The sequence below is a fragment of the [Clostridium] citroniae WAL-17108 genome, assembly GCF_000233455.1.
Lineage (GTDB): Bacteria > Bacillota > Clostridia > Lachnospirales > Lachnospiraceae > Enterocloster > Enterocloster citroniae.
Genome location: NZ_JH376421.1, coordinates 535,644 through 561,330 on the forward strand (window position 1 = coordinate 535,644; position 25,687 = coordinate 561,330).

21 protein-coding genes are annotated in these 25,687 nt (G+C 51.5%); 1 reads left to right on the plus strand and 20 read right to left on the minus strand.

Translation table 11 applies throughout. From position 1 onward, the window contains the following. Positions 1 to 25: 25 nt before the first annotated feature. The 8 genes from HMPREF9469_RS12430 to HMPREF9469_RS32935 form a co-directional block, all read right to left on the minus strand. A complete protein-coding gene (locus HMPREF9469_RS12430; protein WP_038270897.1) occupies positions 26 to 352 on the minus strand; it encodes a hypothetical protein in 327 nt (108 codons plus the stop codon). After that, a complete protein-coding gene (locus HMPREF9469_RS12435; protein ID WP_002595844.1) occupies positions 349 to 1,203 on the minus strand; it encodes a nucleotidyl transferase AbiEii/AbiGii toxin family protein in 855 nt (284 codons plus the stop codon). Before HMPREF9469_RS12435 ends, HMPREF9469_RS12430 begins: the two co-directional genes overlap by 4 nt. Next, positions 1,200 to 1,793 carry a type IV toxin-antitoxin system AbiEi family antitoxin domain-containing protein gene (locus tag HMPREF9469_RS12440; RefSeq protein ID WP_425474077.1) on the minus strand — a complete coding sequence of 198 codons (594 nt, stop codon included), beginning with the start codon at positions 1,791 to 1,793 and terminating at the stop codon, positions 1,200 to 1,202. The genes HMPREF9469_RS12435 and HMPREF9469_RS12440 overlap by 4 nt, the downstream gene beginning before the upstream one ends. Before the next feature lie 124 nt (positions 1,794 to 1,917). Next, the gene (locus tag HMPREF9469_RS12445) at positions 1,918 to 2,217 is read right to left on the minus strand and encodes a CD1845 family protein (RefSeq protein WP_002588980.1); all 300 of its coding nucleotides are present in this window, start codon (positions 2,215 to 2,217) and stop codon (positions 1,918 to 1,920) included. A 155-nt stretch (positions 2,218 to 2,372) separates the two neighbouring features. Further along, the gene (locus HMPREF9469_RS12450; RefSeq protein WP_002588979.1) at positions 2,373 to 2,711 is read right to left on the minus strand and encodes a plasmid mobilization protein; all 339 of its coding nucleotides are present in this window, start codon (positions 2,709 to 2,711) and stop codon (positions 2,373 to 2,375) included. 2 nt (positions 2,712 to 2,713) lie between these two features. Further along, entirely contained in the window at positions 2,714 to 3,532 is an 819-nt protein-coding gene (locus HMPREF9469_RS12455) for a DUF3848 domain-containing protein (RefSeq protein WP_002588978.1), read from the minus strand. A 1-nt stretch (position 3,533) separates the two neighbouring features. Further along, positions 3,534 to 10,412, minus strand: coding sequence for an SNF2-related protein (locus HMPREF9469_RS12460; protein WP_330363665.1), 6,879 nt, complete (start codon positions 10,410 to 10,412; stop codon positions 3,534 to 3,536). Between the two features lie 776 nt (positions 10,413 to 11,188). Next, positions 11,189 to 11,533, minus strand: a complete 345-nt coding sequence (locus tag HMPREF9469_RS32935) for a TnpV protein (RefSeq protein WP_430734168.1) — start codon at positions 11,531 to 11,533, stop codon at positions 11,189 to 11,191. On the opposite strand from HMPREF9469_RS32935, the gene HMPREF9469_RS32940 reads away from it, so the two are divergent. Further along, positions 11,532 to 12,299 (plus strand): hypothetical protein, encoded by a 768-nt coding sequence (locus HMPREF9469_RS32940; RefSeq protein ID WP_227884285.1) that lies wholly within the window; start codon positions 11,532 to 11,534, stop codon positions 12,297 to 12,299. The genes HMPREF9469_RS32935 and HMPREF9469_RS32940 overlap by 2 nt on opposite strands. Before the next feature lie 96 nt (positions 12,300 to 12,395). On the opposite strand, the gene HMPREF9469_RS12465 is transcribed toward HMPREF9469_RS32940, so the two are convergent. The 12 genes from HMPREF9469_RS12465 to HMPREF9469_RS12520 form a co-directional block, all read right to left on the minus strand. Then, complete coding sequence (locus HMPREF9469_RS12465; protein ID WP_007862384.1) at positions 12,396 to 12,611, minus strand: transposon-transfer assisting family protein; 216 nt, start codon at positions 12,609 to 12,611, stop codon at positions 12,396 to 12,398. Between the two features lies 1 nt (position 12,612). Beyond that, positions 12,613 to 15,984: an LPD28 domain-containing protein gene (locus tag HMPREF9469_RS12470; RefSeq protein ID WP_007862387.1), complete on the minus strand. Its 3,372-nt coding sequence runs from the start codon at positions 15,982 to 15,984 to the stop codon at positions 12,613 to 12,615. 6 nt (positions 15,985 to 15,990) lie between these two features. Then, positions 15,991 to 16,269 carry a hypothetical protein gene (locus HMPREF9469_RS12475; RefSeq protein ID WP_002588974.1) on the minus strand — a complete coding sequence of 93 codons (279 nt, stop codon included), beginning with the start codon at positions 16,267 to 16,269 and terminating at the stop codon, positions 15,991 to 15,993. Then, positions 16,266 to 18,365, minus strand: coding sequence for a type IA DNA topoisomerase (locus tag HMPREF9469_RS12480; protein WP_007862391.1), 2,100 nt, complete (start codon positions 18,363 to 18,365; stop codon positions 16,266 to 16,268). Before HMPREF9469_RS12480 ends, HMPREF9469_RS12475 begins: the two co-directional genes overlap by 4 nt. After that, positions 18,346 to 19,053 (minus strand): hypothetical protein, encoded by a 708-nt coding sequence (locus HMPREF9469_RS12485; protein ID WP_002589131.1) that lies wholly within the window; start codon positions 19,051 to 19,053, stop codon positions 18,346 to 18,348. The genes HMPREF9469_RS12480 and HMPREF9469_RS12485 overlap by 20 nt, the downstream gene beginning before the upstream one ends. Before the next feature lie 147 nt (positions 19,054 to 19,200). Next, a complete protein-coding gene (locus HMPREF9469_RS12490) occupies positions 19,201 to 19,953 on the minus strand; it encodes a DUF4366 domain-containing protein (RefSeq protein ID WP_002589132.1) in 753 nt (250 codons plus the stop codon). After that, positions 19,943 to 20,194, minus strand: coding sequence for a DUF4315 family protein (locus tag HMPREF9469_RS12495; RefSeq protein ID WP_002589133.1), 252 nt, complete (start codon positions 20,192 to 20,194; stop codon positions 19,943 to 19,945). The genes HMPREF9469_RS12490 and HMPREF9469_RS12495 overlap by 11 nt, the downstream gene beginning before the upstream one ends. Positions 20,195 to 20,223: 29 nt before the next feature. Next, positions 20,224 to 21,933 carry a CHAP domain-containing protein gene (locus tag HMPREF9469_RS12500; RefSeq protein WP_038271071.1) on the minus strand — a complete coding sequence of 570 codons (1,710 nt, stop codon included), beginning with the start codon at positions 21,931 to 21,933 and terminating at the stop codon, positions 20,224 to 20,226. Further along, a complete protein-coding gene (locus tag HMPREF9469_RS12505; RefSeq protein WP_002569211.1) occupies positions 21,926 to 22,300 on the minus strand; it encodes a DUF3851 family protein in 375 nt (124 codons plus the stop codon). Before HMPREF9469_RS12505 ends, HMPREF9469_RS12500 begins: the two co-directional genes overlap by 8 nt. Positions 22,301 to 22,302: 2 nt before the next feature. Further along, positions 22,303 to 24,702, minus strand: a complete 2,400-nt coding sequence (locus HMPREF9469_RS12510; protein ID WP_007862398.1) for a VirB4-like conjugal transfer ATPase, CD1110 family — start codon at positions 24,700 to 24,702, stop codon at positions 22,303 to 22,305. Further along, positions 24,659 to 25,114: a PrgI family protein gene (locus tag HMPREF9469_RS12515; RefSeq protein ID WP_002589059.1), complete on the minus strand. Its 456-nt coding sequence runs from the start codon at positions 25,112 to 25,114 to the stop codon at positions 24,659 to 24,661. Before HMPREF9469_RS12515 ends, HMPREF9469_RS12510 begins: the two co-directional genes overlap by 44 nt. Positions 25,115 to 25,128: 14 nt before the next feature. Then, complete coding sequence (locus HMPREF9469_RS12520) at positions 25,129 to 25,674, minus strand: MT-A70 family methyltransferase (protein WP_002589060.1); 546 nt, start codon at positions 25,672 to 25,674, stop codon at positions 25,129 to 25,131. Positions 25,675 to 25,687 lie beyond the last annotated feature (13 nt).

Here is a 25,687-nt window from a genome sequence, read left to right on the forward strand (position 1 = left end):
GGCCTGCCATAGCAGACCGCTTTCACTATTCTATAAAACTTTCTTCATCGAAAAAATTGAACTCATCATCTTCTAAGTGTCTTGGTGGAAATCTCATTTCATATTGCTCTTGCGCCAATGCACGGACATCAGGCCGCCTATTCTTTAGTCGATTTTTCAGCCAGGACAACTGCTCTTTCGATAGCCTCCATGGAAGATTCAAAAGACGATTCAGTGTCATCAGTTCAGCCTGCTTTTCTGCTGGTAGCGAAGCACAGGATTTACAAATGTGGGATGCATGACCTTTGCCTGAAAAATTTTCGTTGGCTTTGTATTCACCACAAACTTTACAATAGTGTCCATGCTTTTTCATAAGCTGATGCCCTTCTCACAAAGAACATATAACCTGCGAATTGCTTTCATAATCACATCCCATTCCAAATCAGAAGCATAAGAAAACTTTTTACGGTATGCCTCCCAAAGTTTTTGCATAACCGAATCATTTTCCACTTCGTCAAAAACTTCTTCAGCCTGGTTAAGATACTTCTCCGATCCCCGTTTATGAGCAGTTGCCAGAAGCGCATCATGTAAAATTTTCGGGTTCAGCGTGGTTCCATGCAGCTGTTCTAAAATGTAAATATCGTAGAAATCTCTCATGCGGGTATTGGTTGTGGTTCTAGTAATAATGGTTTCCAGTTTTTCTGCCAGCACAGTTTCTAAATTATAAGCCCAAATATCAATGGAGCGATCTTCCAGCATAAGTTTGAATGAATACCGAACCTCTCTTGGAGTGATTGCATCTCCCGTAGAAATATCAATTTTCAAAGGGGTCACTACACCATCGAATGTTGTACTCATGCTGACACGAATCCCCGGATACTCTGCTTCATCCATAATCTCCGAAATACTTTTCAGCTGAAATTTAACACCATCATCAATCGGAACAGTTACGATTGATGAAATTAGATTCTCAATATCCTCCACATTAACATTAGCTCCTTTTATGGTTGCATCCAAATCCATCGTAGAGCGGGCATCCAATCCAACCATAGCCGCTACCAACATACCACCCTTCAAGATAAACTTATCACGATACTCAGAAAGAGAAATACGCTCCAAAAAACGCTCCATCATGTAGTTCCTCATTAAAATCTGAGCATCTGCGGATTTTTCTCTGGAAAGGTTTCGTATTAAATCTTTAAGCTGTCTTGCTGTTTTTATCATAAAAGTACCTCCAAATACTGTCGTAAAATTTTTTCCACCTTGAACATCCCAGCATATTGCATTAAAGCTCGCAGGTTCTTATCTTTTCTACGGGCATACGCTTTCAGTGCTCCCTGAAAGGTCTGAATTTCAATTCTGCTACGGCTTCTGAGCAAATCACAGATTGTTCGCTCCATATCATAAACCGGCACAGTATGCCCGAACGGAGTTTTCGCTGTTGTAAGTCCTACATCATGTAAGTCTGCTTTAATCGTAAAAACTTGAATGCCTTCTGCTTTCATTTTGCTTGGATTGCATCCAGTTTTGACCGTAACTGTATATTCTATTGGTTCACGATCTGTCAGATCGTGAAAAAATAAAGCTGTTTCATGTGAAAATACTGCTTGTTCAAATCGCAAATGAAGCAGATACATGGCATCCACCCAGGAATCTTTGGACAGATAAATCCCATGTGCGACTCTATCCAAATCTCGTGAACGCACATAATCATAAAATACCGGCTTTGAAATTCCAGAAGATACGACCTGCGATGTTCGCAGCATTCCTTCTTGTTCTGTTAGCATCTGATCCAGCTGTTCAAATTGTCCCATCATATCACTTCCTTTCGCACTAATATTATACGCGATATTAGTTCAAAAGTAAAGTCGTGGATATATAGTTTCTCTTTCCAAATTTAACAGACGGTGTCTGGCATTTTTATGGTTTTGCGTATTTTTATCCATAAACCAACTCCTGAATTGCAAATTTCAAACTCTGCACCTTACCCATCAGCCAGATTGCAGCCAACGGCAGCCCCATAGGGCTAATCAAAAATGCCATAACCAGCAAAATCACACCATTCTGCGGGGAATAGGTAAGCAGCACAGCCACACCAAGCAGAGCAATCACGGTACTGAACAGGCCGAGCACCAGACCGGATATGTAGATCAGCCCTGTGCAGAGCCAGACAAAAAGTGTCAGAACCAAAATGACCGGTGCAGTTATAATCATCAAAAGCCCTTTCAAAATCTTCATGTCATTTCCTCCTTGCAGCGTTCTTGGTATCTTTTCTAATCATATTATCCGGCATGGGCAGGCAAAAGACAAGGATACCGATAAAAAGAAAAAGCGGAGAGAGGAGCAGCGAAGTAATGCCGTTCCTCCCTCCGCAAATGGAGTATCTATCCCCGTTATAAAAGTTTGGAAAGCTGGGTAAGGATTTCCTTTACGCCCTCCCATAACTGTTCCTGCCGCTGGGATATATCCTCCAAGTCAGCATCATAAACCCGCCCAGTCTCATGCACTTTACGGGTCAGCTGGTTTAAGTTGTTGCTGCTTCGGCGCATCAGGGAAACAAGCTCCTTCAGCTCCGGCAGCTCCAGCTTGACTACATACCCATCCAGCGCCATTTTTCTTAGATAGGCTTCACGGTTGGAGGTTCCAAACTGAGACATTTTTTGCTCAATCACAGCAAGCTCCTCCGCTGAAACTCTAAAGTTTAATTGCATATCCCGCTTACGCTTTGCCATAGTTATCGCTCCGGCTCCCGTTTCTTTGAGGCGGCGGGCTTATGGGCCGGCAGCTCCTGTTTGAGCTTATCCCGTACTGAGGGACGGGACGGTTGCAGTTTTTCTCCCTGAGTACGGCTACGCTGCTGTTCTTCACGCACCAGATCAATAAAGCCATCCAGTACAGCAGGGTGGCTGTTCAGGACATAACCACAACGGACGGTTTCGGGGTTCTCGTTGGGAATGGTCTTAGCCCATTCCTTATTGCGTCGGGAGTAGCGCCCATCCCAGTCCTGAAGCTGGACGGTGTTGGCCAGAACCAAAGCCACACGCTCCATGCCATAGGTCTCGATCACACCCTTTGCCGCATCGTGACTGAGATACATTCCGTCGAAGTGTTCCCGCACCGCCGCTTCAATGGACTCCTTGCATTGGAGATTTACATTGTTGAAAGCTCGGTACTGCTCCAGCTCCCCATGTTCTCTCGCATAGGCGGCAGAGTGGGGATAGACCGGTGTTGTTCGCAGTTCCTCTTTAGCTCTGCACACATCATTGGCACGGTTCTCAATGCTGTCCCGGATCACATCCATGTGGCCGGTCTCCAGCTTTTCAAAATAGCGGTACACATCCGCCAGCGGCGAGGGAGATTCCAAAAGCGCCTCTGCCTGGGCATCGGTCAGCTCCAGTTCCTCCATCGCCATCACGATGTCCTCACGGATGGTGTACTCATAGGTGTGGTGCAGAATTTCTTCCGGGGGCTGGCTTTTCAGCCAGTCCCTGTATTTGTCCTGCTCAGCGGCCATCTTTTCATAAAGGGCCATATTCAAATCGTTGGTATTCATGTTATCGCACCTCCTCATGTTGTTTTGGTTTCTTGTCAGTACTGCGGGGCGGCACCGGGCGTTTCAGATGATCCAATACCGAAGGCCGTGTGCTTTTGGCAACGACAGCTTCATCGTGTGCCGGTCCCTTTCCGTCGATGTTGAGCAGGGTATCCAGCTCCACCAGACGGGCGTTTTTGCTTCTCAGTTCTTCTTCATAAAGGAATGGCTTTCCAACTTCCTCCTTTGCGGCAGCCTGCTGCTGACAAAGGTTATCCAGCTGGGCCTTTGCCGCCTCCAGACGCTGTGGCATCTGGGCGAGGGCATTGTCGATGCGGGTAAGATTTCCGCGAGGGTCTGTACCAAGGGTTGCCCTGTGGGTCATCTGGCCTTTCAACAGGAGCGTATATTCCTGTTTCCAAGCGGAAAATTCCACGGACATGGCATAGCCCCGGTAGCTGCCGATCTGTACCGGATCGGAGGTTTTGACCTCCTTGCAGGCATCCAAAAGGGCAGCACCGGCGTTCTCCTTATCGGTCAGCAGATCTCCACGGATCTCCATACCGGCAAAGCCGTCCTCCGGGTGCGGGTGAGCTGCCAAAACCTCCAGATCAGATTCAAAGCCCTTGATAAAGCCCTTGTGCTTTTCAATCTCCTCCGGGAAGTATTTGAGCAGCTGGTCCTCCAGACGATACTGCTTGCTCTGGTGGTCGGCTTTCATCAGCTTCAGGCGGGATACTTCCACATCCAAATCCATACGCTCTTTGATACGGGGGTCTCCGGCGCACAGAGCCTTGATCTCGGCAAAACTGAGGGCGGTTTCATCCACATCATCGCAGGAGCGCACCGGCGATTTAGAAGTCATGATCTGGGAAATGAATTTCTGCTTATTCTCCACCGTCTGCCAGAGGTATGCGTCAAAGGTTCCTTCGGTCACATAGCGGTACACATGGACAAGGGGATTCTGGTTGCCTTGGCGCTCGATACGGCCCTTGCGCTGGGCGAGGTCTCCGGGTCTCCACGGACAATCCAGATCATGAAGTGCCACCAGACGGTCCTGCACATTGGTGCCTGCGCCCATCTTGGCAGTGCTGCCCATAAGTACACGCACCTGACCGGTACGAACTTTGGAGAACAGCTCCTTTTTCCGCACTTCGGTATTGGCTTCATGGATAAAAGCGATCTGGTCGGCAGGCATCCCCTGGACAATGAGTTTCTGACGAATATCGTCATATACCGTAAATGCCGGTTCCTGCTCCGGCAGAGGCACAGCGCCTTCCAATGCGTGAAGCAGTGGATTATCCAGTGTTTTCGCCGCCTTGCTTGCAGGAGCTTTTGCCTGTGGTGTAGAAATGTCGCAAAACACCAGCTGGGTCAGCTTGTCAGCTTCGCCATCCCGCCAGATCTGCATGATGTTCTCTACGCACTGATTGACCTTTGTGCCGGGTTCATCTGGGAGCATCTGGTTGACGATCCTCTGGTCAAGCCCCAGCTTACGGCCATCCGAGGTAATTTTGAGCATATTGTCCTCTGATGGGTCAACGCTGCCGCTGTGTACCTGCGATGCGCGCTCCGAAAGGGCCTTGACCATTTCCTGCTGATGTTCAGTAGGCTGTGCCACGATGTTGTGGTATTCCACTTCCGGGGTAGGGAGATTTAACTGATCAGCAGTCTTAATGTCGGCCACTTCTTTGAACAGGTTCATCAGCTCAGGCAGGTTAAAGAACTTGCTGAATCTCGTTCTTGCCCGGTAGCCGGTTCCCTCCGGTGCCAGCTCCAATGCTGTGACGGTCTCCCCAAATCGGGAAGCCCAGCAGTCGAAGTGGGTCATGTTCAGCTCTTGCAGGCGTTCATACTGAAGGTAACGCTGCATGGTGTAAAGCTCGGTCATGGAGTTGCTGACCGGGGTTCCGGTGGCAAAAATCACGCCACGGTTTCCGGTGATCTCATCCATATAGCGGCACTTGGCAAACATATCGGAGGATTTCTGCGCGTCCGATGTGGATAAGCCTGCCACATTCCGCATTTTTGTGTATAGAAACAGGTTTTTATAGTTGTGGGCCTCGTCCACGAACAGCCGGTCCACACCCAGCTGCTCGAAGGTTACCACATCGTCTTTTCGCCCCTCGGCTTGCAGCTTTTCCAGTCTGGCCTCCAACGATTTCTTGGTACGCTCCAGCTGCTTGACGGTAAAACGCTCGCCGCCACTGGCCTGCACCTCTGCGATTCCCTCGGTGATCTCGTCGATCTGTTCATAGAGAAGCCGTTCTTGACGCTCCCGGCTGATGGGGATACGCTCAAACTGGCTGTGTCCCATGATGATGGCATCGTAGTCACCGGTCGCGATACGGGCGCAGAACTTCTTGCGGTTATGGGTCTCAAAGTCCTTTTTGGTTGTGACAAGGATATTTGCGGAGGGATAGAGGCGCAGAAACTCCGACGCCCACTGCTCGGTCAGGTGGTTTGGAACCACAAAAAGAGATTTCTGGCACAAGCCCAGGCGTTTGGCTTCCATAGCAGCAGCTACCATCTCAAATGTTTTGCCCGCTCCCACCTCGTGCGCCAACAGGGTATTACCGCCATACAGCACATGGGCGATAGCGCTTTTCTGATGTTCCCGCAGGGTAATGGCCGGGTTCATGCCGCCAAAGGTAATGTGGCTGCCATCATACTCACGGGGACGGGTGGAGTTCATTTCTTCGTTGTACTGGCGCACCAGAGTCTGGCGGCGCTCCGGATCTTTCCAGATCCAGTCCTTGAAGGCTTCCCGGATAGCCTGCTGCTTTTGGGCAGCCAGAGTGGTCTCCTTGGCGTTCAGCACGCGGCGCTCTTTTCCGTCTGCATCCTCAATGGTGTCATAAATTCGCACATCACGCAGGTTTAAGCTGTCCTCCAAGATCTTGTAGGCATTGGCACGGCTGGTTCCATAGGTGGTATAAGCTGCCACATCGTTGTAGGATACAGAAGATTTCCCCTTGATCTGCCATTCAGCGGTAAAGGACGAATAGTTGACCTCGATACTGCGCTGGAGATAAAACGGGGTGTTGAAGGTCTCATACATAAACTGCTGGATATATTCTTTGTTGATCCAGGTAGCGCCCAGACGCACCTCGATCTCCGACGCATCCAGGTCTTTGGGCTGGGCGGCGGTAAGAGCTTCCACATTGACTGCAAAAGAAGAGTCCTGCTGTGCCGCCCGCTGCGCCTGACGCAGTTTGCGGCGTACATTGCCGGAAAGGTATTCATCAGCAGTCACATAATGGGGCGATCCGTCCTGTTCCAGCTGTCCTGGTACACGGAAGATCACACCTTGCAGTTCTCCCTCCAGTTCTTCTTTTGTTTTTCCGCTAAGCCGACTCATATAGCTCATATCTACGCAGGCTTTTTCCGAGATGGACACCGCCAGTGCTTCGCTTGCTGTATCCACAGTAGCCACTGCCTGATGGGGCTTGATGGTCCGTTTGGTGAACATATCCGCCTTGCGCTCCAGCTTTCCGTCCTCGTCGATAACTTCCAGCGCACAGAGCAGGTAATAGGAAGAATCATCTGCATAGGCCAGCCGATTTGCACGGTCGTTGATGAGACCGTATTTGGCAGAAAAGCTATCATAGAGCCGGTTCAGTTCCGCCTGTTTTTGGGTAATGGTGCTGTCTGGAACCGCTGCATCCATCTGAAGGTCGATCAGTTCCTGCACACAATCACGCAGTCCCACAAGACCTTTCACGCGGGCTTCGGCGGTGGCGTTGAGGTCAGGGCGCACCATGCGGCTGTTTTCCCGGTAGTACACCTGCCCGTCTACAATGGCATAGGAATAGTTCTTCACATTTGGGTCGGCAGGAATGGAGGTGTCAATGGCTTCGCCTTCGCCCAGCTCCGGCAGCTCTGCCTCCTGATAAGTGCCATGAATGTACTTCACGGCATCATGCAGCTGGTCGGAAAGCTCCAGTCCCTCGATAGGATTCACAGTGTAGTCCATACCATGAGCAGTGCTTACCGGCTCCTGTCTGCCCAGCATCATTTCCGGGTGGTCGATAAAATACCGGTTGATGGCAAACCCATCCTCCGTTTGTCCGGTCTGAGTCCATTCCGGCACGATGTCCAGCGGACGGTCCCGCTTTTGGAGAAAGATGATGTCCGATACAACCTCGGCACCGGCATTCTTTTTGAACGCATCATTGGGCAGACGGATAGCTCCCATCAGCTCAGCACGCTGGGCAAGATAGCGGCGCACGGTGGAATCCTTGGCGTCCATGGTATATCGGGAGGTCACAAAAGCTACCACGCCGCCGGGACGCACCTGATCCAGTGCTTTGGCGAAAAAGTAGTTATGAATACTGAAATTCAGCTTGTTATAGGCTTTGTCGTTGACCTGATACTGACCGAAAGGTACATTGCCGATGGCAAGGTCAAAGAAGTCACGCCTGTCGGTGGTCTCAAAGCCGCCTACTGTGATGTCCGCCTTGGGATAGAGCTGCTTTGCGATGCGCCCGGAAACCGGGTCCAGCTCCACGCCGTACAGACGGCTGTTTCGCATTTCCTCCGGCAGCATACCGAAGAAATTGCCCACACCCATAGACGGCTCCAGAATATTTCCGGTCTCAAAGCCCATGCGCCCCACCGCTTCATAGATTGCCTGGATAACCGTAGGGCTGGTGTAATGGGCATTGAGGATAGAGCTTCTGGCGGCGGCATATTCCTCCGGGGTCAGCAGCTCTTTCAGCTGGGTATACTCGGAAGCCCATGCCGGTTTCTCTGGGTCAAAAGCATCAGGAATACCGCCCCAGCCCACATAACGGGAAAGAATCTCCTGTTGTTCGGGACTTGCCTGCTGTCCGGCAGATTCCAGCTCTTTCAGCAAACGAATAGCATTAACATTTGCCTGGAACTTGGCTTTTGGACCGCCTTCGCCCAAATGCTCATCGGTAATGCGGAAGTTCTGTGCATTGCGGCGCAGGTTAGCCTTGTATTCCTCATAGGAGGCTTCCTCGGCAGCTTTGGCATTGGGGAAGGTCTGCCACTGGCCGTTGACCTGAATGGAAACCGGGTGTTCATCCAACACTTCCTCAAAGGTTTTTTCCGGCTCTGTTACAGGGGCTGGCAGCTCCGGCTCCTCAATATGCAACCGTTCCACCACCACATCATAAGGTAGATGGTTCTTATCGCCCGAATAGACGGCCACGGTCTCGGAATGAAAGGCTGGGGATTCGGCAGACGGTTGGGGCTGTTCTTGTCCAAAGCCATCCAGCTGACGGGCATACATCCCGCGCAGCAAAGGCGCAACCTCATCCCAGCGGAAATACAGCACAGCCAGACGCTTTTCCTCTGCATCCATGACTTCCAGCTCCATGCCTTGTGCCGTGGTACGGTAATCGGCAATATCGCCGGTCTCCAGATTCAGGGTCTCGATCTCACGGGGATAGTTTCTACTCAGCCAGTAGGCGATCTCGCTGTTGCTCCTGCCAGATTGAAGTAGCGTGGAAAGCTGCTGTTTATCTGCTTCATCCATCAGTCCATGGGACAATACATCCCGCAAGTCCTGATCTGCCTTGTCCGGGTCAATAGGAAGAAACTCGGTATAGTAAGCATTGCGATGGTCTGCCCGAAGCAGCTGCTCGAACTGTTCTTTGCGCTCTGCCCGGTAGATGGGATATACCATCCCGGTGGGCAGAAGCTGTACGGTGTCCTCCCGCAGCTCGGTGATCTGATAGGCGTCATCCTCGATATACACGGTATCGCTCACGGCATAGACCGGGGCGGCTGGGTCATAGGAGGTTCTTTGCGGAATTGGGCGGCGAACTGCGTCATATTCCTCATCGGAAATAGCAACTTTGGAAGTCTGCTCTGTCTCAACAGCTGCGATCTGCTCTACATCCGACATTACCTGCTGGATAAATGAGTCATTGTCCAGTTTTTCCGGGTCTGCCACCTGTCCATTGACAATCCCTCTTTCCTCCAGGGCTTCCCGGATGGCGATAGGGTCGATATTGTCAAAACGATCCTGTTCTTCTTCGGTATAGAACCGGTCCTCCTGAATCAGCTGGGCAAGCCTGCGCTGTACCTTCGGCCAGGGCAGCTGTGTTTCCTCCGGGCTGCCGGCACGGACAACGAACGGGCTGTTGCTGCCACCGTATTCCTGAGCCAGCCATGCAGCGGTATCCTTCTCTCTTGCATGGTCTTTCATATAGCGGACGACAGCGTGTTTACTCTCGATATTGCCGTTCCATGCACAAAGGACAGTATCAATATCTTCCTGAGAAAGAGGGCGCAGAAGCTCATGGAGCTTTGGATAGGTCTCGTCGATCACTTCCCGGTGCAAGCGCTGGCGGAACTCCGGCACATCCGAATAAAGGCGGATCAGCTCCATATCCTTAGAGCCAAGAACCGCACGGCGCACAGCGGCATTGCCCTCGATGACAGCATTTTCACGGTCGGAATGACCGCAGGCATTTCGATATGCCACATCCTCAGATATGGCGGCAGTCACCACAGGCTTATACTGCTCAAACTGCTCCCGAAGGGTAGGCTTTGGCGTTTCTTCCTCTATCTCCGGCTGCTGGGCTTGAATGGCATCTTCTTCTGCCAGATCCTTTTCAGCCTGGATCTTGTCATACTGCGCTTGTTCCTGTTCGGTAAGATAGCGGCCTTTCTGGACAAGTGAGGTAATGCGCTTGGAAACCTTTTCCCAGTTCAAGTGAACATCCGGGCAGTCCTGCTTTTTATAGTGCAGTCCTTTCCCATCGTGATCTTCGCCGCTGTGTGTTGCGCCGGACAGGGCATGAGAGCGTCCGCCAATGCCATACTCGTCTTTAAGGAATCTCACTTTTTCCTTATCCGTATGGTTTTCCATGAAGAACGCATAGATACGGCCTTTTCCTCCGGCAAAACTGCTGCCGCCGGTCATGGCGGTGTCGATCTCATCCTCTGTAATGAAATGCTGGACGGTTGGCACTTGGGAAAGGTCCGAAGAAAAAGTCCTGCGGGGCAGGTCAAGGTCTTTCAGGTTCTCCCAGATTTCCCTTGGCCTATGGTAATGAAAGCGCAACAGGTCACGGTCCTGCTGATAGGCAGTCCAGAAGGCGGCGTATTCTTCCTTGAGTGTCTGGCGGAAAGCCGGGTCATTCAACTGCTCCGTCAGGCGGCGGGTCTCCTCCGGGAACCCATTGCCTCTGATTTCTGACAGGCAAGACAAATATCCTGCTTCTCTGGCTTCCTCGCTGAAATCGTGGTACAGATACCAGAGCTTTTCTGCAAGGAGGGAGCGTTCATAGCCTGCCGCTTCTGCAAGCTCCACATTGGAGGCAAACTGGCCGCTCTCCAAAAGCTCCCCGATACGCTCTGCGGCGCTCTCCCAGGAAATGACCTGGGCAGACCTGTCATAACGGACAGACTTCCCATGGGAAAGATGGATACCATCCTCGGCATACCATGCGCTCACACTGCCAAGGCCATTGCCGCCGTGGTACAGCGTTTTCAGTATCTCGGAAATCTCAGCGGTGGTTTTCTGCTTTTCAAAGGCTGCAACCACACGCTCCCTTTGACGGTCTGTATTGCCGCCCAAACGCAGCACATGGTCGATGTCATTTTGGGCAAAAGAAAAAGCAGAGGATGTATGCGCTACATTCTCTGCTTCATCTATGGATTGGATCTGTTCCGCTTCGGAGAGGAACAGGTTTAGAGTCAGCTGTTGATAAGCTCCGCCATCAGGATTTCCTCGGCCTGGGCTTTGCAGTTGTTCATCAGCCCCACCCACTTCATGGGATCGCTGGCTTTCAGTTCCTCGGTGGCTCCCGCTTCCTTCGCCAGCTGGGGCATCATCTGCTCCAGTCTGCTCTGGGCGGTCTCGTCGATCTCCAGAAGGTGCGGGTACAGCTTCTCGCTCAGCAACATCTGGTTGTAGAGGATGGGACGATGTTCTTTCAGGTAAGTTTTCCTCATCCTTCCGTACTTGCCCAGGGGTTTCTCCGGCTGCTGGCTCAGCTTCAGGTCGGGAATCAGATAGTCTCCGTTCTGGATATAGGTCATGGGATTGTTCATCTTGTTTGCTCCTTTCTTGGTTGGCTTCGCGCTCTGCATTTCGGACGGTAACGCCGATCTGCCGCAGCACCTGCTGGTTGATCTGGCTGACCGCTGTTCCCAGCGCCCCGATGGTGGACGGGGTATTGAAATCAAAGATTGCCATGAAATCTTCGTGGTCGAAGTAGCGTTCCGGCTCCAGTCCGCAGCGGGACATCAAAGCGTAAGTGATGCTGACGGTGGCTGCTGCCTTGAACTGTACTCCGATGTTAAACTCATCATATTCCTCCAAAAAGGAACCGTCAACGATATAAAAGAAGTCCTGCTGATGCTCCGTCCAGTATTCCTCAGCCAGTTTTCCGGCTACCTCGGTGAGCTGTCCGGCAAGGTCATCACCGGAAACATCATAGGTGCGCTCAAGCATGACCTGCACCGAATCCAAATGGCGCTCCTCCAGCTGCCACAGCCAGGGAGTGCGGGAATGTTCACGGGTTCCGGTGTCGGAAATATCAAAAACATAGCGCAGGCGGGGTCTGTCCCCGGAATCGTCCACCAGAGCGATCCCCTTGGAGCCGCGTCTTACATACCGGCCCATCTTTTCATTCCACAAATCGTATTCTGCGCAGGCGGTGGCGTCCGGTCGCTGGGCGTAGATCATCAGCTGCTCATGGAACGGGTACTTGTAAAGACGGGAAGCAGTGGTGAGAAACCCTGCCCATTCCTGCCAGCTCCCCGTGAGCTGTGTTGCCACCTTGTCCGCCATCTGTGCATATAGTTCAGCTTTGGTTGGCATGGTGTTCTGTCCTCCTTTCAGTTTTGGGGTAAAAAGGCGGGGTGGCAGATCGCCACCCCATCCCTGCGGTTATGTTGTTTACTGGTCAAAATCCGGGTACAGCTCCAGTTCGGCAAACTTCTCATCAGTCATCGCACAGAGCTTCGTAAGAGCGCTGTCGGTCAATTCCCTCAGTTCCGTTTCCTCCGGCGAAAGTTCGCCGCGCATCTCGGTCAGAGCCTCCATCAGCCCGGTGCGGCTGCCGGTGTTGTAAATGCACATCAGGTTCATTTCTTCAAAAGTAAAGTTTCCCATATCAAATCTCCCTTTCTGCGCTCTTTTTAGGCGCTGTCTTTTTGTGTTCCGTCCGGGGCTGGCTTTTCAGCTGCTCCATGACGGACTTTTTCTTGTCCCGTTCCTCCCGGTGGACAGCTTCCGCTAAATCCATGAGAGAGATTGGCTGGCCGCTGCGGGCCTGCTGTTCCAGCTGCGCCACGGTCGGCTCTTTTGGGCCGTTGTTGATGATGCCGTCGATCATGCCGTAGTCATCCTCCAGCATCATTTCCGCATTTTTCAGCGGATTGTCCGGCAGGAATCCGGGAATCTCGGTGAAACCAACGCTGTCGCAGTAATGACAGGATACCTTACCGTCCTGCTTGATCGCAACGATGTCGCTGACGCTCATAGAAGGATGGTGGTAGTCTGCCGGATGATCGTTGTTGAACTGATTATAAAGCTGTTCAACAGCAGCCTGCGGAGAATTGCAGGGTTCCAACGGCGCAGTATAGACCAGATCATAGTTTTCACGCTTTACTGCTTGCCCGATGGATCGGAGCCAGTCCATCCCTTCATAGCGAATGTCACGCAATTCATCGGTATGCTTTACCTGATAGATGGCAAAGCAATCTCTATTCTGGGAGAGAAATGCCTGTTCTCGTTCCTGCTGATGTTCCTGACGCTCCATGACCTTTTCATGGAACTGAGGGCTTTTCTCCCATTCCTCACGGTCCACACCGCAAAGACCGCCATGCTCCATGATCTCCTGTGGGTCAAACACCATGCTCTCCGTATTGTCCTCATGCAGCACATAGACAGTCAAACCGGCGGCATCCAGTTCCAGCGCCCGTTCTCTGGTAACAGGGAGCATCCCATCATAGGAGTAGCCGTATTTCAGCATATCCGGTGTGGAGACCTGCTCATCCGGCATGGGGTATTCATCCAGCGCCTGCTCCTGTGCCTCCGGCAGCTGGGAAGAAGCAGTCATCTGACTGACCTCTGCCTGCATCTGCTGATAGGCCGCTTCCTGCAAGGTCTCGATCATGGACAACGGTGCGTATTTTACCGAGTCTTTGCCCAAATCGTTGTCATCACAAATCTGGAGAACTGCCTTCATGCGGGAAAGTTCCGGCATATCCAGCTGACCGCCATCCATCTCTTTCATGGACGCAGCATCGTAAAGGGTGTAGTCCCATCCGCTGTCACAGGGCTGGATATGAAGATAGGTGGCATCGTCGATCAGAAACAAAGCCTCCTGCTGGTTGGCGTCCGCCCCCAGCACCTCCATTTCCGGCATGGCCGCAGCCAGTTCCTTTACCGCTTTCTGTACCAGCGGATTGTCACGATAATAGTCGATTGCCTGGATGGTGTCCAGGTCAATGGTATGGCCGGTCAAAATCGGAAAAGGTCCTTCATAATCGCTTCCGTCTTTCAGCTCAAAACCAATGCCCTTGATCCCATTCATTCGCTCTGCCGGAATCTCCTGATAAATGCGTACAGCTTCCTCCAAAGACAGGTTATCGTGGTATTCTCCGAGGTTTGGAAACTCCATGCACTCTGCTACATAGTAGGTTAGATTGCCGGTCGGCTGCTCTATCGGGGCGGTTTCCGGCTCTGCCTTTGCATGGGGATCAATCCCACGCTCTTTGCATATTTCCTTATAGTGGCGCTCAATGTCAGAGATCAAAGTGCCGGAGGTTTTGTTGATGGTCTCCAAACTGGCTCTCAGTTCTTTCAGTTCCTTGCCCTGACTCCAGCTTGCAATATAGCCGAAGCTGTTTTCTCCGGTCTCGATGCCAAAATATTTGCAGACTGCGTAGGAGATGCTTTCAGCCTCCACTTCCTCCGTGTGGCGGTCTTTCCTCTGTTCTTGCAAAAACTGGGCGAGGGTAGAAAAGCCGCCAACAAAATTCAGCCCTTCTTCCTCGGTCAGCATCAGGCGTCCATCTTCCGCCAGCTCCAACGGCTCTGTCAGCAGAACGGAACCTGCATGGTTTACAACCACTTGTTCTTCTACACAGACCGGCTCTCCGGGGTCGTAGTCAGAACCGCGCAGGTCATAGCAATAAACGCCCTCCGGCAGATTATCACGGGCAATCCGCCCATTGGAGAACAGACCGGGTTTATCAAACAGCTCGATCTCCTGATATTGCTCGTCATTGGCAATCTGAATCTTTTTCTGATTGTGGAGCTTGCTGTGGGCAATCTCGTGTACTGTGGCCGAAACCGTCTGCACCTCACTCATGCCCTGACGAATGGCGATTTTCTGATGATCGGCAGAAAAATAGCCGTCCGTATCGGCGGCCATTGCTTCAAAAGTGATCGGCACCGGTGCGCTGCGGCGCAGAGCCTCCATGAATGCCTCATAATTTGGCACATTGCCGGAAAGGGAGGAAGCAAGCTCCGGCAAAGGTTTCCCATCAGTCTGGCTCACATCAAAGACCTTGACCGGGCGAAACATGGGGATCTCGATTTCTTTTTCCTCTGTGATGATCTTTCCGTCTTTATCCAGAATCGGAGCCTTGGTATCCGGGTCCAGTTTCTGCTCCTCGATTTTCTTCTTGTACGGTGTGGGGGCGATGATGGTAATGCCATGTTCTCCCTTTTTAACATGACGCTCAAACTGGTCTTTCCACTTATTGTATCCGGCTACCAAAGTGGCGTCCGGCTTCTGCATATAGATGAGCATGGTGTTGTTTACCGAATAGCGGTGGAAGCGGGACATGACGGACAGATAGCGCATATACTTTTCACTCTCAAACAGTTCTTTGATGCCCTGCTCGATGCCATCTGTGATTTCCCTTAGCCGCTCTCGGTTGGTGGGTTTGTTCTCAGCCATGATTTTCAATCTCCTTTCCAAGTGTGTGATTTCTGCTGTGTGTTCTGCAATCCATGCCCTTTGTTCTTCTTCACTTTCATACAGAAAAAGGTCCAGCAGGTACTCTACATAGATTTTTTTCTGGATTGCTTCCACAAAACGGGGGTGCGGTTCTTCCTCCAGTGTCCGGGGAGAATTGTCGGCCTCCCATTTTTTCAGCAGATAGTAGTAATCGGACAGTACGCGATAACACCGCTGCCGGTCCTCCCGAAACTTTTGTGCCTCGGTTTTCTGCCGGACATATCTCCTGCGGGGAGGGGCCTGACTGTCATAGATCAGGCCAAAGTCCTGTGCCAGTTTCTCCGCCGCTTCTTTTGAGGAGAGGTCAAAGAGCTTTGCGGTAAAGTCGATCACATCCCCATCTTCACCGCAGCCAAAGCAGTGGAACCGCTGGTCTACCTTCATGCTTGGGTTCTTATCATCGTGAAAGGGACAGCAGGCCATGCCATTTCGTTTGACCTCGATCCCATAAAACGCTGCCGCATCTCTGGTGCTGACCGACTGCTTGACTGCTTCAAATACATTCTCTGTCATGTGCCTTTAACTGCCGGACTTTCGCATAGGAGGCTGGTATCCGGCGGCTTTCGCACGCTCACTGGCGGCTTTGCGGCGTTCTGCGCTATATGGCTCCCGGACTGATACACACCGCTTTGGGACGGTAAAGTTATGGGCGTCCTTTCGGGTGATCTGGTCGGGGTGCTTTTTTGCCAGCAGATCCAGCTTCTCCATCAGACGGGGATCATGGGTATAGATCTCAGCCATTGGTTCTGCCTGATTATAGAGGAGAATGGTTTCCCGTTCCGCTAAAGAGAGCTTCATCGGCTGCCTCCTTTCCGCTGGTCAAATTCCAGCTTGAAGTTAGCGTACTGTCCATCATCCTCCAAAACCACAGCGGCATCGTAGGTCTTTCCGGTTTTCTCCGAATATAGGCCCGTCACACGGACACGGCCATCGTTAAGCAGTGCAGACACCACAGCCTTGGTCGGCTGTTTTTTCTTGGCAGCCCACCATTTGTTGTTTTTCCAGATTGCAAATTTGCAATCTTTGTTCTGACAGAAGAAGCCTTTTTGCAATTCTGCAACTTCACCGCCGCAGCGGGGGCATTTGCCCACCACCTCACGGGGCGGAGTGAACAGGTACTCGGTTCCCTTGATGACCTGATAAGTTCCCACCAGATCTTTCAGCATGGTGCTGATCCCGTCCAGAAACTCCTCCGGGGCAAGCTGCCCGCGCTCGATCTCGCCCAGGCGGTACTCCCACTCGGCAGTCAGAAGCGGCGATTGCAGCTGTTCCGGCAAGACTGTGATCAGGGAGACTGCATCGTGGGAAGGGAGAAGCTGCACCGTTTTCCTGTTCTTTTTTCGTTCCAGAAAACCGGCAGATACCAGCTTTTCCAAAATACCGGCACGAGTGGCCGGTGTCCCCAGACCTTTTCGCTCGGCATCCTCCGGCATATCCTCTTTTCCGGCAGTCTCCATCGCGGACAATAGGGTGTCCTCCGTAAAGCGCTGAGGAGGACTGCTTTTGCCTTCTTTGATGATTGCAGCAGCAACCGAAAGGGTCTGTCCTTCGGTCAGCTCCGGCAGGGCTTTCTCTGCGCCCTCTTTTTTCGGCTCTGCATCCTTCGTTTTGGCACGGTAAGCGTCCTCCAGTGCTTTCCATCCGGGGTGCTTCACTGTTTTTCCTTTGGCGGTAAACTCCCCACCGGCACACGCTGCAATCACAACGGTTTCCGAATAGATATGGGGCTGGGCTACGGCGCACAGCAGACGCAGGGCCACCAGCTCCAGCACCGCTTTTTCTCCCGCAGGAAGGGCAGAAAGGTCTGCATCCTTGAGATTTCTGGTAGGGATTACCGCGTGGTGGTCAGTTACTTTCTTATCGTTGATGACCGCATGGGAGTCACAGGTAATGGCGATCCCTTTGCGAAACGGCATAGCATTGGCAACCAGATTCACCAGCACCGGCAGGCTGTCTGCCATATCACCGGTCAGATAGCGGCTGTCAGTACGGGGATAGGTGCAAAGCTTCTTTTCATACAGGTTTTGCAGATAGTCCAGGGTCTGCTGGGCTGTAAATCCAAGCAGGCGGTTGGCATCTCTTTGCAGAGCAGTCAGGTCATAGAGGGCAGGCGGCTTTTCGGACTTTTCCTTGCGCTCCATCTTTTTGATTGTGACATTTGCACCCTGACAGGCTTCTTTCAGCTGCTCGGCAGCAGCCTTATCCGCCATGCGCTCCCCGGATACGGTAAGACCGGGCAGCTCCAGCGCCACGGTATAAAAGGGAACCGGCTTAAAGGTGTCGATCTCAGCTTCTCGCTGGACAATGAGTGCCAGCGTTGGGGACATAACGCGCCCGATGTTGAGTGTGCGGTGGTACAGCACGGAAAACAGCCTTGTGGCATTGATCCCCACCAGCCAGTCCGCCTTGGCACGGCAGAGGGCAGCATCCCGAAGTTCATCATAGTCCGCACCGGGGCGCAGGTTTGCAAAGCCCTCCCTTATGGCGGAGTCCTCCATCGAAGAAATCCAGAGCCTTTTCATCGGCTTTTGGCAACCTGCCAGCTCGTAGACGCTGCGGAAGATCAGCTCGCCCTCGCGTCCGGCATCACAGGCATTTACCACTTCCGTCACATCCGGGGCATTCATCAGCTTTTTGAGAATATCAAACTGCTTCTTTTTATCTTTGCCCACCACCATCTGCCAATGCTCCGGCAGGATAGGCAGGTCATCATATCGCCACTTGGCGTACTTGGGGTCATAGCTGTCTGCATCCGCAAGACCGGCCAGATGGCCCACGCACCAGCTGACACGCCAGCCGTTGCCCTCCAGATACCCGTTCTTACGGGCAGTTGCACCGATCACCGCCGCCAGACTTTGTGCAACCGATGGTTTTTCAGCAATCACCAGCTTCATAATCTTCAACCTCCCATTCATTCTGCCAATTATCAGACAGTTTTTTTGCAATGCTGTGTTCTGAGGCAAGTGTAATGTCATAGCCAAAGCGATAATCATATCGGTACAACCTGCCAATCAAATCATTGATTATGATATTGCAGGCCATAATCACACGCTCTTTATCCACCTGCATCAGTTGATAGCGTTGATAATTGTTGTAATATTCTCGATGTCTGTGGGTTCTGCTGACCGTATCTTCCATCAGACAATCTATGGCATCTTTTTCACCATCTTCTTTGCTGCCCTGTGTATAAGACAACAGTTCCTTAACCATGGGAAAACTTTGTTCATCTACCGTTGCTTCTTCGCTCAAAAAACCGATATAAGCTTTTAGTAACAGGCTAACTGCTGTTTTTTCAGCTTCAGATAAAGCGTTCATGGTCTCCGCTGCATCAGGCAACAGTTCCTTTTCCACAAATTCATCTATCTCACCAGAATAAAGCATTCGGATTGAGTCCACACATAAAGAGCGCTTTTGGGGTGCGGTCTCAATTTCAAAATCATAAAGATCCAAGTCATCGTCCTTCTTTGACTTTTTTTGAACTTTGCTGATAGCAGTGAAAAGAATGTCTCCTCCAAAGTAAATTCCGAAGGCGACCAGATCAAAAATAATCAGAAAGTGTAATAACCAGTTCCATGTGTTCATTGTGAGGTCCTCCTTTCTTTGACCATGTGCTGATTTTGGGTGTGGATTTACAGTAAGAGAGTGAGTAGAGCAGCAGAGGACAGGAATTTCTCCCTGTCCTCTGTCCCTTATCCCGCAATGATTTGAAATACGCTACGCTCAAATGGTTCAATCTGCTCTATCGCGTTCCTCATTAGGGTCAGAACCCTCAAAACCATCCTCAAGGACTTCCTCATCTTCGGTTTCCCATTCCTCGGAATCTTCCTCACCATAATCATAATCGTCCAGACTGTCATTGCCCTTGGTCTTAGGCTTATTCTTAACGAGCTTCAAGTAGGCAAATACGCCACCGCCGCCCAGCAGAGCCAGCAGAAGGATCAGCGCAGCCGGGTTCAGTCCGGCAGGCTTCTCTTTTTCCGGCTCCGGTGTTTCTGCCGGAGGTTCCGGTGCTTTTCCCGTACATTTACTCTTATCAGTTACACAGACCGGACAGGCCGTATTAACTGCCCCTGCTTCACATTTCTTCGTGCAGCTGCACACAGCAGGCGGCTCCTCTTTGGGTTTTCCATCTTCCATCAGCGCCATCAGGTCCGCTTCATCCACCTGGTTCAGAAAGTGAACAGCAGTCTTTTTATCCTCGTTGGCCCTGTCGATCAGGATATAAAAATAGTTGCCCGCCTTGGTGGTAACGGTAATGAGCTGTTTATTGCCCCCGAAATCATCCACCAGAGCGGCGTTGCCCTCCGGGGTCAGCGGAGGTGCTTTTTCCGTTTCTTCCACCACCACATTGCTGTCATTGGTGGTATCCTCTGCCGGGGGCGGCGCTGCGCCCTGGGCAAAAGCGGGAACGGTAAAGCCCGATGCCAGCACCAGCGTCAGACAAAGGGCGGAAAGTGTTCGGAGCAATCGTTTATTCCTCATAGCTGTTTTCCTCCTGTTCGTTGTTGTCATCAGCAAAACTGCCGGGAACTGTGCCTCCGGACAGCATGGCGCTCAGCTGAGCCGGGGTCATACGCAGTGCGCGCACCATCTGGACGATCTCCAGATTTTCTGCCTCGGTTTTCTGTACCTCCAGCGCCTTGAGCTTTTCCTGATACTCTGCGATCTTCTCGCGGACCTTAGCAATCTCCTGGTCAATGCGTTCAATTTTGTTCTTTGCCATCGTCTATCACTCCTTCTAAAAAATCTCTGTTACCAGTTCATCAGGCCGTAGCCCTTGATACTCTGATAATTCAGGTCATAACTTTTGATCTTGCAGGCATCGCCGGAATTTCCCTCCACGGTATAAACACGGCTGCCATCGGTGCCGACAACAATTCCCACATGGTCTGCGGAACCATCCAGATCCCAATCGAAGAAAATGGCATCACCGGGGGCGATGTTTTCATATCCTCGTGCGCCCCACTGTCCATGAGACTGGAACCACGGAACACCCTGAGACTGACAACCAGCAAAGCGTGGTTCCGTTCGACCGGATTGACCATAGCACCATGATACAAAGCAGGCACACCATTCCACACGGGAGTCAAAGCCGTACCAGCTCCAATAAGGTTGTCCTCCCACATTGCCCACCTGACTTTTCGCCAGTTCCACCAGCTGCGGATTGCCGGGGCGGGTGCCATTGATAAATTCAACACCAGTCAAATCTTCAGAAACACCTGTATCGGGAGAACCGCCACCAAATAACAGCGGCTTATTGCCCATAGTCTGTCGGTAGACCTGGTACATCTCCATCTGCTCCGGAGTCAGTAGTTCTGGCGCAAGAGAGGCAATGGAACGGCTTGTTAAAGTTACATGGAGAATACGATATTCATATTCATGCTCATCACCATCTTCGTCAGTGTAAGTGCGAATCTGAATTTCTTCTCTCAGCGTAAGCTGATACTGTGCATCAAACACATGATCCAGCTCTGCCTGTGCGCTGTGGCGTGTATAGCCTTGCAAGACAGCAGAGAGAACTGCCGCCAGCTCATGGGGGTCATGGCCAATCATATCCAGGTTATAGCGATACTCGTCATACCCTGGGTGGCTGCTTTCGATGTTGTCGATTTTCTCCTGCAACCGAGCTTCTCTGTCTGCATAATCTGCCTCCACCGCCAGCATTTCCGGGTCATCCGATGGATAGGTAGTGCCGGAAATTACAGAACCAATACTCTGTGCCATCATAGAGCAGGAGAACATGGTATTCATCAGCATACAGGCGATGAGGAACAAAACCCCTGCGATCAGGAAGCCCTTCTTGTGGCGCATGACGAATGCCCCTGCCTGCTGTGCCTTTTCTTTTACCGTCCTTGCGGCTTTTCCGGTTTTGGACGCAGCCTGGGCGGTATTTCCGGCAGTCTGACCGGTGCGCTTGGCGACGGCATACTGCTTTTTGATACTCTGTTTTTGCTGCCAGCGGGAGAGAGGGTTGCTGGTAAACTGAGGATTTTCCCGTAGGGACTTCTGGTACAGGGCATTTACATTTGCCTTTTCCAGCTTCTGCTCGGCCTGGGCTGCTTTGCGGTACGGCTTCAGCTTGTGGCTGCGATAGCCCTCCCGCACCAGATAAGCGCTGGTCTCCACCGCCTCCTCGGACTTGTGGGCGCTTTCCACGCCCACATTGTCCTGTTCTGTTTCCCGGATCTCTTTGTGAAACTTGCCCGCGACCAGATGGACGGGAGCTTCCTTAACCCCTTGAGAAAGTTTGGAAGGTGGTTTTTTCTTGTCCTCAAAGGTCAGCTTCGAGGTCTTTTTCCCGGTGTCCGGGTCAATGACCGTCTGTCTGACTTTTTTCTTTGGAATATTGGCCTGCGCCTTATCTGCTCTGGCCGTAGCTTTCTCCGTTTTGCGGATCGGCTTTTCCAGTGCAGGGTCAGCCCGTTCCTCATCAGTAAAGCGCAGGCGCGGCTCTTTATTCAAACCAATCACCCATTAGGATAGCATCCATCATGTGGTGCAGCTCCACATAGAGGGCCAAACCTTCCGGATCATATAGCGGATGCACGGTGAGATACGCATGGACTTGCGCCAGAATCTCAGAGAGCATTGTGATAGGTCTGCACCCTACAATGGTTGCTGCACCAGGGGCACACATCATATTCGCCCAAATCGAAAAGAGACGGGCAAGACCAATTTCGCCATCCTCATTCAAGGTTTTGAGTTCTTTGTCAGCGGTACGACACTCAACAACAGCGGAGGCCATTACCGGAAGCAACATGAATTCGTGAGCCTCCAATGCCTCACGGAAAAAAATCATGGTATCAAGTTCGCAAATATTCTGTTTCATAGTTATTCATCCTCCTTTTTCAGTTCCTGGGGTTTGGTGGTCATAATGCGGTAAAGCTCAGTATTCTTCGGGAAGTGGTCAACGAAGGGCAGGATGGTGGAGCCATAGAACAGCAGGCCCTCGCCCTCACCGGAGTGGGTCACATAGCTAAGCTGGTGCGTGGAAATGCCCAGCTGCTTGGCGAGAATCTGACGGTCTCCGCCTGCCTGGTTGAGCATATACACGAAGTCGGAGTTTTCAAAGATGTTCTCCACCTCGCGGCTGCTCAAAAGGTCTTTGACATTCTGGGTGATACCTGTCGGAATACCGCCCCATTTGCGGAATCGCTTCCAGATTTCCACCGTATAAGCGGCGGTCTGCTCCTCCTTCAAAAGCAGGTGCATCTCGTCGATGTAATAACGGGTGGACTTGTGGGCAGCGCGGTTAATGGTAACGCGGTTCCACACCTGATCCTGGACCACCAACATACCGATTTTCTTGAGTTGCTTGCCCAGCTCCTTAATGTCATAGCAGACAATGCGGTTATTGATGTCCACATTGCTCTGGTGATTGAACACATTGAGGGAGCCGGTTACATAGATTTCAAGGGCCGTGGCGATATACTGGGCTTCCTTTTCCTCCTGTGAACGGAGCAGGTTATATAGGTCCTCCAGTATGGGCATATTCTCCGGGCGCGGGTCATTGAGGTAGGTCTGATAGACCAGACGCACACAACGGTCGATGATGGTTTTCTGCACCGGCTGCAATCCGTCCTTACCGCCCACGATCAGCTCACACAAGCTGAGGATAAAGTCAGACTTGAGGGACAGCGGGCTTTCATCATCCGAATAGTCCAGGTTCAGATCCATCGGATTGATGTAGTTGGTTGAGGTAGGCGAGATCTTGATGACCTGCCCATGCAGACGATCCACCAGAGGTGCGTACTCCGCTTCCGGGTCACAGATGATGACATCATCATTGGTAAGCAAAAAGCAGTTGGCAATCTCACGCTTGGCGCTGAAAGACTTACCGGAACCCGGCGTACCCAAAATCAAGCCGTTGGGGTTTTTCAGCAGCTTTCTATCCACCATGATGAGGTTGTTGGACAGGGCATTGATGCCGTAGTACAGGGCTTCCTTGCCGTTCTGGAATAATTCCTGTGTGGTGAATGGTACAAAGATAGCCGTAGAACTGGTGGTCAGCCCTCGCTGAATCTCGATCTGATTGAGTCCCAGGGGCAGACAGCTCATCAGCCCTTCTTCCTGCTGGAAGTCCAGTCTGGTCAGCTGGCAGTTATACTTCTGGGCAATAGAGCCTGCCTGAAAGATGTTGTTGCCAAGCTGACGGGGGGTGTCCGCTGTGTTCAGCACCAAAAAGGAGACCAGGAACATTCTCTCGTTTCGGCTCTGCAAATCCTGCAACAGCTTTTTCGCTTCGCTGCCGTAGGTGGCAAGGTCAGAAGGAATGATGTCCATGTCGTATCCGGCGCGGACTGCTTTTTTCTGTTCCTCAATCTTACTGCGGTCCAGATCGGTAATCTTACGCTTTACCGTTTTGATGGCTTTCACCTGATCCACCGACTGAATGTGCATACTCACAATGAGCGAGCTTTCCATATCCAGAAAATCAGCCAGCAGACGGTCATTCAGCTCTGGGGCTAAAATCTGCAAAAAAGAAACAGCCCCGTATTTCTTGCCCATACGGAACTGCTTGCCGGTGCGGAACTCAAAGGAGCTTGGTGCAATAAAATCTTTCGTGGACAGGCCGGAAGGAGCCAGCCAGTCCCATTCAAACTGAAACGGGAGCTGTTCATCCATGTGGAATACCGCATGAAGCTGGGAAAGCCTTTCCTTACCGTCCAATGTTCTGGCGGCTACACCAAGACGCTTGAAGTTATTGAGTATATCGGTCTCAATACGCTCCAGACGGGGCTTGGCGGCTTTGATGCTGTCAGCGTTGATACCAAAGGTCAGGTATTTGGTCTTGATGAGACCGTTGTTGCCTCTGGCCAGCTGATTTTGCAGCATCGTGGTATATTCCTCACGGATACTGTCAAAGGCATCCCCCTGGGGCGGAATGGAAATGGAGTTGGCAAAGGTCTCCTCCGATGCCGCAAGGTTCAAAAAAGACAGCTGGAAGTGAATCGAGCTGTCGAAATAATTGAGGAAATCACACCAGCCCTCAAAGATCGCGGTCTTATCTTCATTTTGGGAGAGCTGATAGTTGATGTCCTGAAACTGAATGGTCTTTGTGTAGTGGCTGTCCGATACGCGGCAGATCCCGTCCGGCCACATTCGTTCATAGGGGATACTGTCCTGTGCCGATTTTCCTTTTTTGTCCGTGCGGTTGGCGCGGGCAATGGCCGCTTCGATCTGCTTCTTATCGGCGCGGGACAGCTTTTTCTTTGTCTTTACCGGATGCACGGTCTTTTCTTCCGGTTTTCCCAGCAGACGGCGCAGCCAGCTTTTCATTGCGGTGAACAATGTCATACACCTCCTTATCGAGCATTTCCTGCCGCTTTAATACGGCATAAAAGTTATTGGTCTGGTAGGGACGCTGCTTGGGACGGATCACAGCTACTTTGAGGATGTTGCCGACGATCTTTTCCAGGGGCTGTCCATGCTTTTCATACATTGCCAGCAGGAAGAAGGGCATCATGACCAGCATCATACACATGGCAGCCATGCTGTTTCCCGCAGGCTCACGGAGCCACAAGAACAGCGGTACACCTACAAGCGCCCCGGCGGTAAAGCAGACCAGCTGCCTTCGTGTCAGATTGAACATGACCTTGGTTTTGACTTTGGTTAAATCTTTGGGTACGGGTACATAAGCCATATTATCCACCTCCTTTATGGGAATGAAATAGAGCTGTCCACTTCATTTCCCCACACATCCCAACCGGGTGTGGATTGACGAGCAAACAGTTCTATGCGCGGGAGATCACCCATCAATGAGACAATGCGTTCTCTGGCTTCCTGCGGTTTTTTTGAATGTTCTTCAATGTGAGAGACAATGACCTGATGAACAGCTGCGTTTATACGCTTGGGATGTCCTTTCGTTGCGAGGATACAAAGTTCCACATTGGAGCGCGTCCAATATCCCATTCCCCAGAACAAGCTATCTGCCTTTCGATTTTGCTTTACCCAAACAAAGCCGACGGTTTTATAGGTAAATCCCCATGCCTTCAGAACTGAGAGACCTTCCAGTAAACATGGAATCGTGACCCATAAAAACAAGGCACAGTCTTTATCCGCCAAGTTGCCTACTGGCAGCGCACAAATATCCTCGATACTCATGGTCGGATAGTGACTTTCTGCACTGCGTCCCAATCCTTTCTTGGAATATACTTTGTAGTTCCATGGCGGGTCTGCGTAAATGATTTGATATTTTTTCATACAGAACCCTCCT

Excerpts from the sequence above, each read along its gene's own strand:
- HMPREF9469_RS12430 (WP_038270897.1), bottom strand. The coding sequence starts at position 352 with ATGAAAAAGCATGGACACTATTGTAAAGTTTGTGGTGAATACAAAGCC.
- HMPREF9469_RS12435 (WP_002595844.1), bottom strand. The coding sequence starts at position 1,203 with ATGATAAAAACAGCAAGACAGCTTAAAGATTTAATACGAAACCTTTCC.
- HMPREF9469_RS12440 (WP_425474077.1), bottom strand. The coding sequence starts at position 1,793 with ATGGGACAATTTGAACAGCTGGATCAGATGCTAACAGAACAAGAAGGA.
- HMPREF9469_RS12445 (WP_002588980.1), bottom strand. The coding sequence starts at position 2,217 with ATGAAGATTTTGAAAGGGCTTTTGATGATTATAACTGCACCGGTCATT.
- HMPREF9469_RS12450 (WP_002588979.1), bottom strand. The coding sequence starts at position 2,711 with ATGGCAAAGCGTAAGCGGGATATGCAATTAAACTTTAGAGTTTCAGCG.
- HMPREF9469_RS12455 (WP_002588978.1), bottom strand. The coding sequence starts at position 3,532 with ATGAATACCAACGATTTGAATATGGCCCTTTATGAAAAGATGGCCGCT.
- HMPREF9469_RS12460 (WP_330363665.1), bottom strand. The coding sequence starts at position 10,412 with ATGACCGGCGGCAGCAGTTTTGCCGGAGGAAAAGGCCGTATCTATGCG.
- HMPREF9469_RS32940 (WP_227884285.1), top strand. The coding sequence starts at position 11,532 with ATGGGATTGTTCATCTTGTTTGCTCCTTTCTTGGTTGGCTTCGCGCTC.
- HMPREF9469_RS32935 (WP_430734168.1), bottom strand. The coding sequence starts at position 11,533 with ATGACCTATATCCAGAACGGAGACTATCTGATTCCCGACCTGAAGCTG.
- HMPREF9469_RS12465 (WP_007862384.1), bottom strand. The coding sequence starts at position 12,611 with ATGGGAAACTTTACTTTTGAAGAAATGAACCTGATGTGCATTTACAAC.
- HMPREF9469_RS12470 (WP_007862387.1), bottom strand. The coding sequence starts at position 15,984 with ATGACAGAGAATGTATTTGAAGCAGTCAAGCAGTCGGTCAGCACCAGA.
- HMPREF9469_RS12475 (WP_002588974.1), bottom strand. The coding sequence starts at position 16,269 with ATGAAGCTCTCTTTAGCGGAACGGGAAACCATTCTCCTCTATAATCAG.
- HMPREF9469_RS12480 (WP_007862391.1), bottom strand. The coding sequence starts at position 18,365 with ATGAAGCTGGTGATTGCTGAAAAACCATCGGTTGCACAAAGTCTGGCG.
- HMPREF9469_RS12485 (WP_002589131.1), bottom strand. The coding sequence starts at position 19,053 with ATGAACACATGGAACTGGTTATTACACTTTCTGATTATTTTTGATCTG.
- HMPREF9469_RS12490 (WP_002589132.1), bottom strand. The coding sequence starts at position 19,953 with ATGAGGAATAAACGATTGCTCCGAACACTTTCCGCCCTTTGTCTGACG.
- HMPREF9469_RS12495 (WP_002589133.1), bottom strand. The coding sequence starts at position 20,194 with ATGGCAAAGAACAAAATTGAACGCATTGACCAGGAGATTGCTAAGGTC.
- HMPREF9469_RS12505 (WP_002569211.1), bottom strand. The coding sequence starts at position 22,300 with ATGAAACAGAATATTTGCGAACTTGATACCATGATTTTTTTCCGTGAG.
- HMPREF9469_RS12515 (WP_002589059.1), bottom strand. The coding sequence starts at position 25,114 with ATGGCTTATGTACCCGTACCCAAAGATTTAACCAAAGTCAAAACCAAG.
- HMPREF9469_RS12520 (WP_002589060.1), bottom strand. The coding sequence starts at position 25,674 with ATGAAAAAATATCAAATCATTTACGCAGACCCGCCATGGAACTACAAA.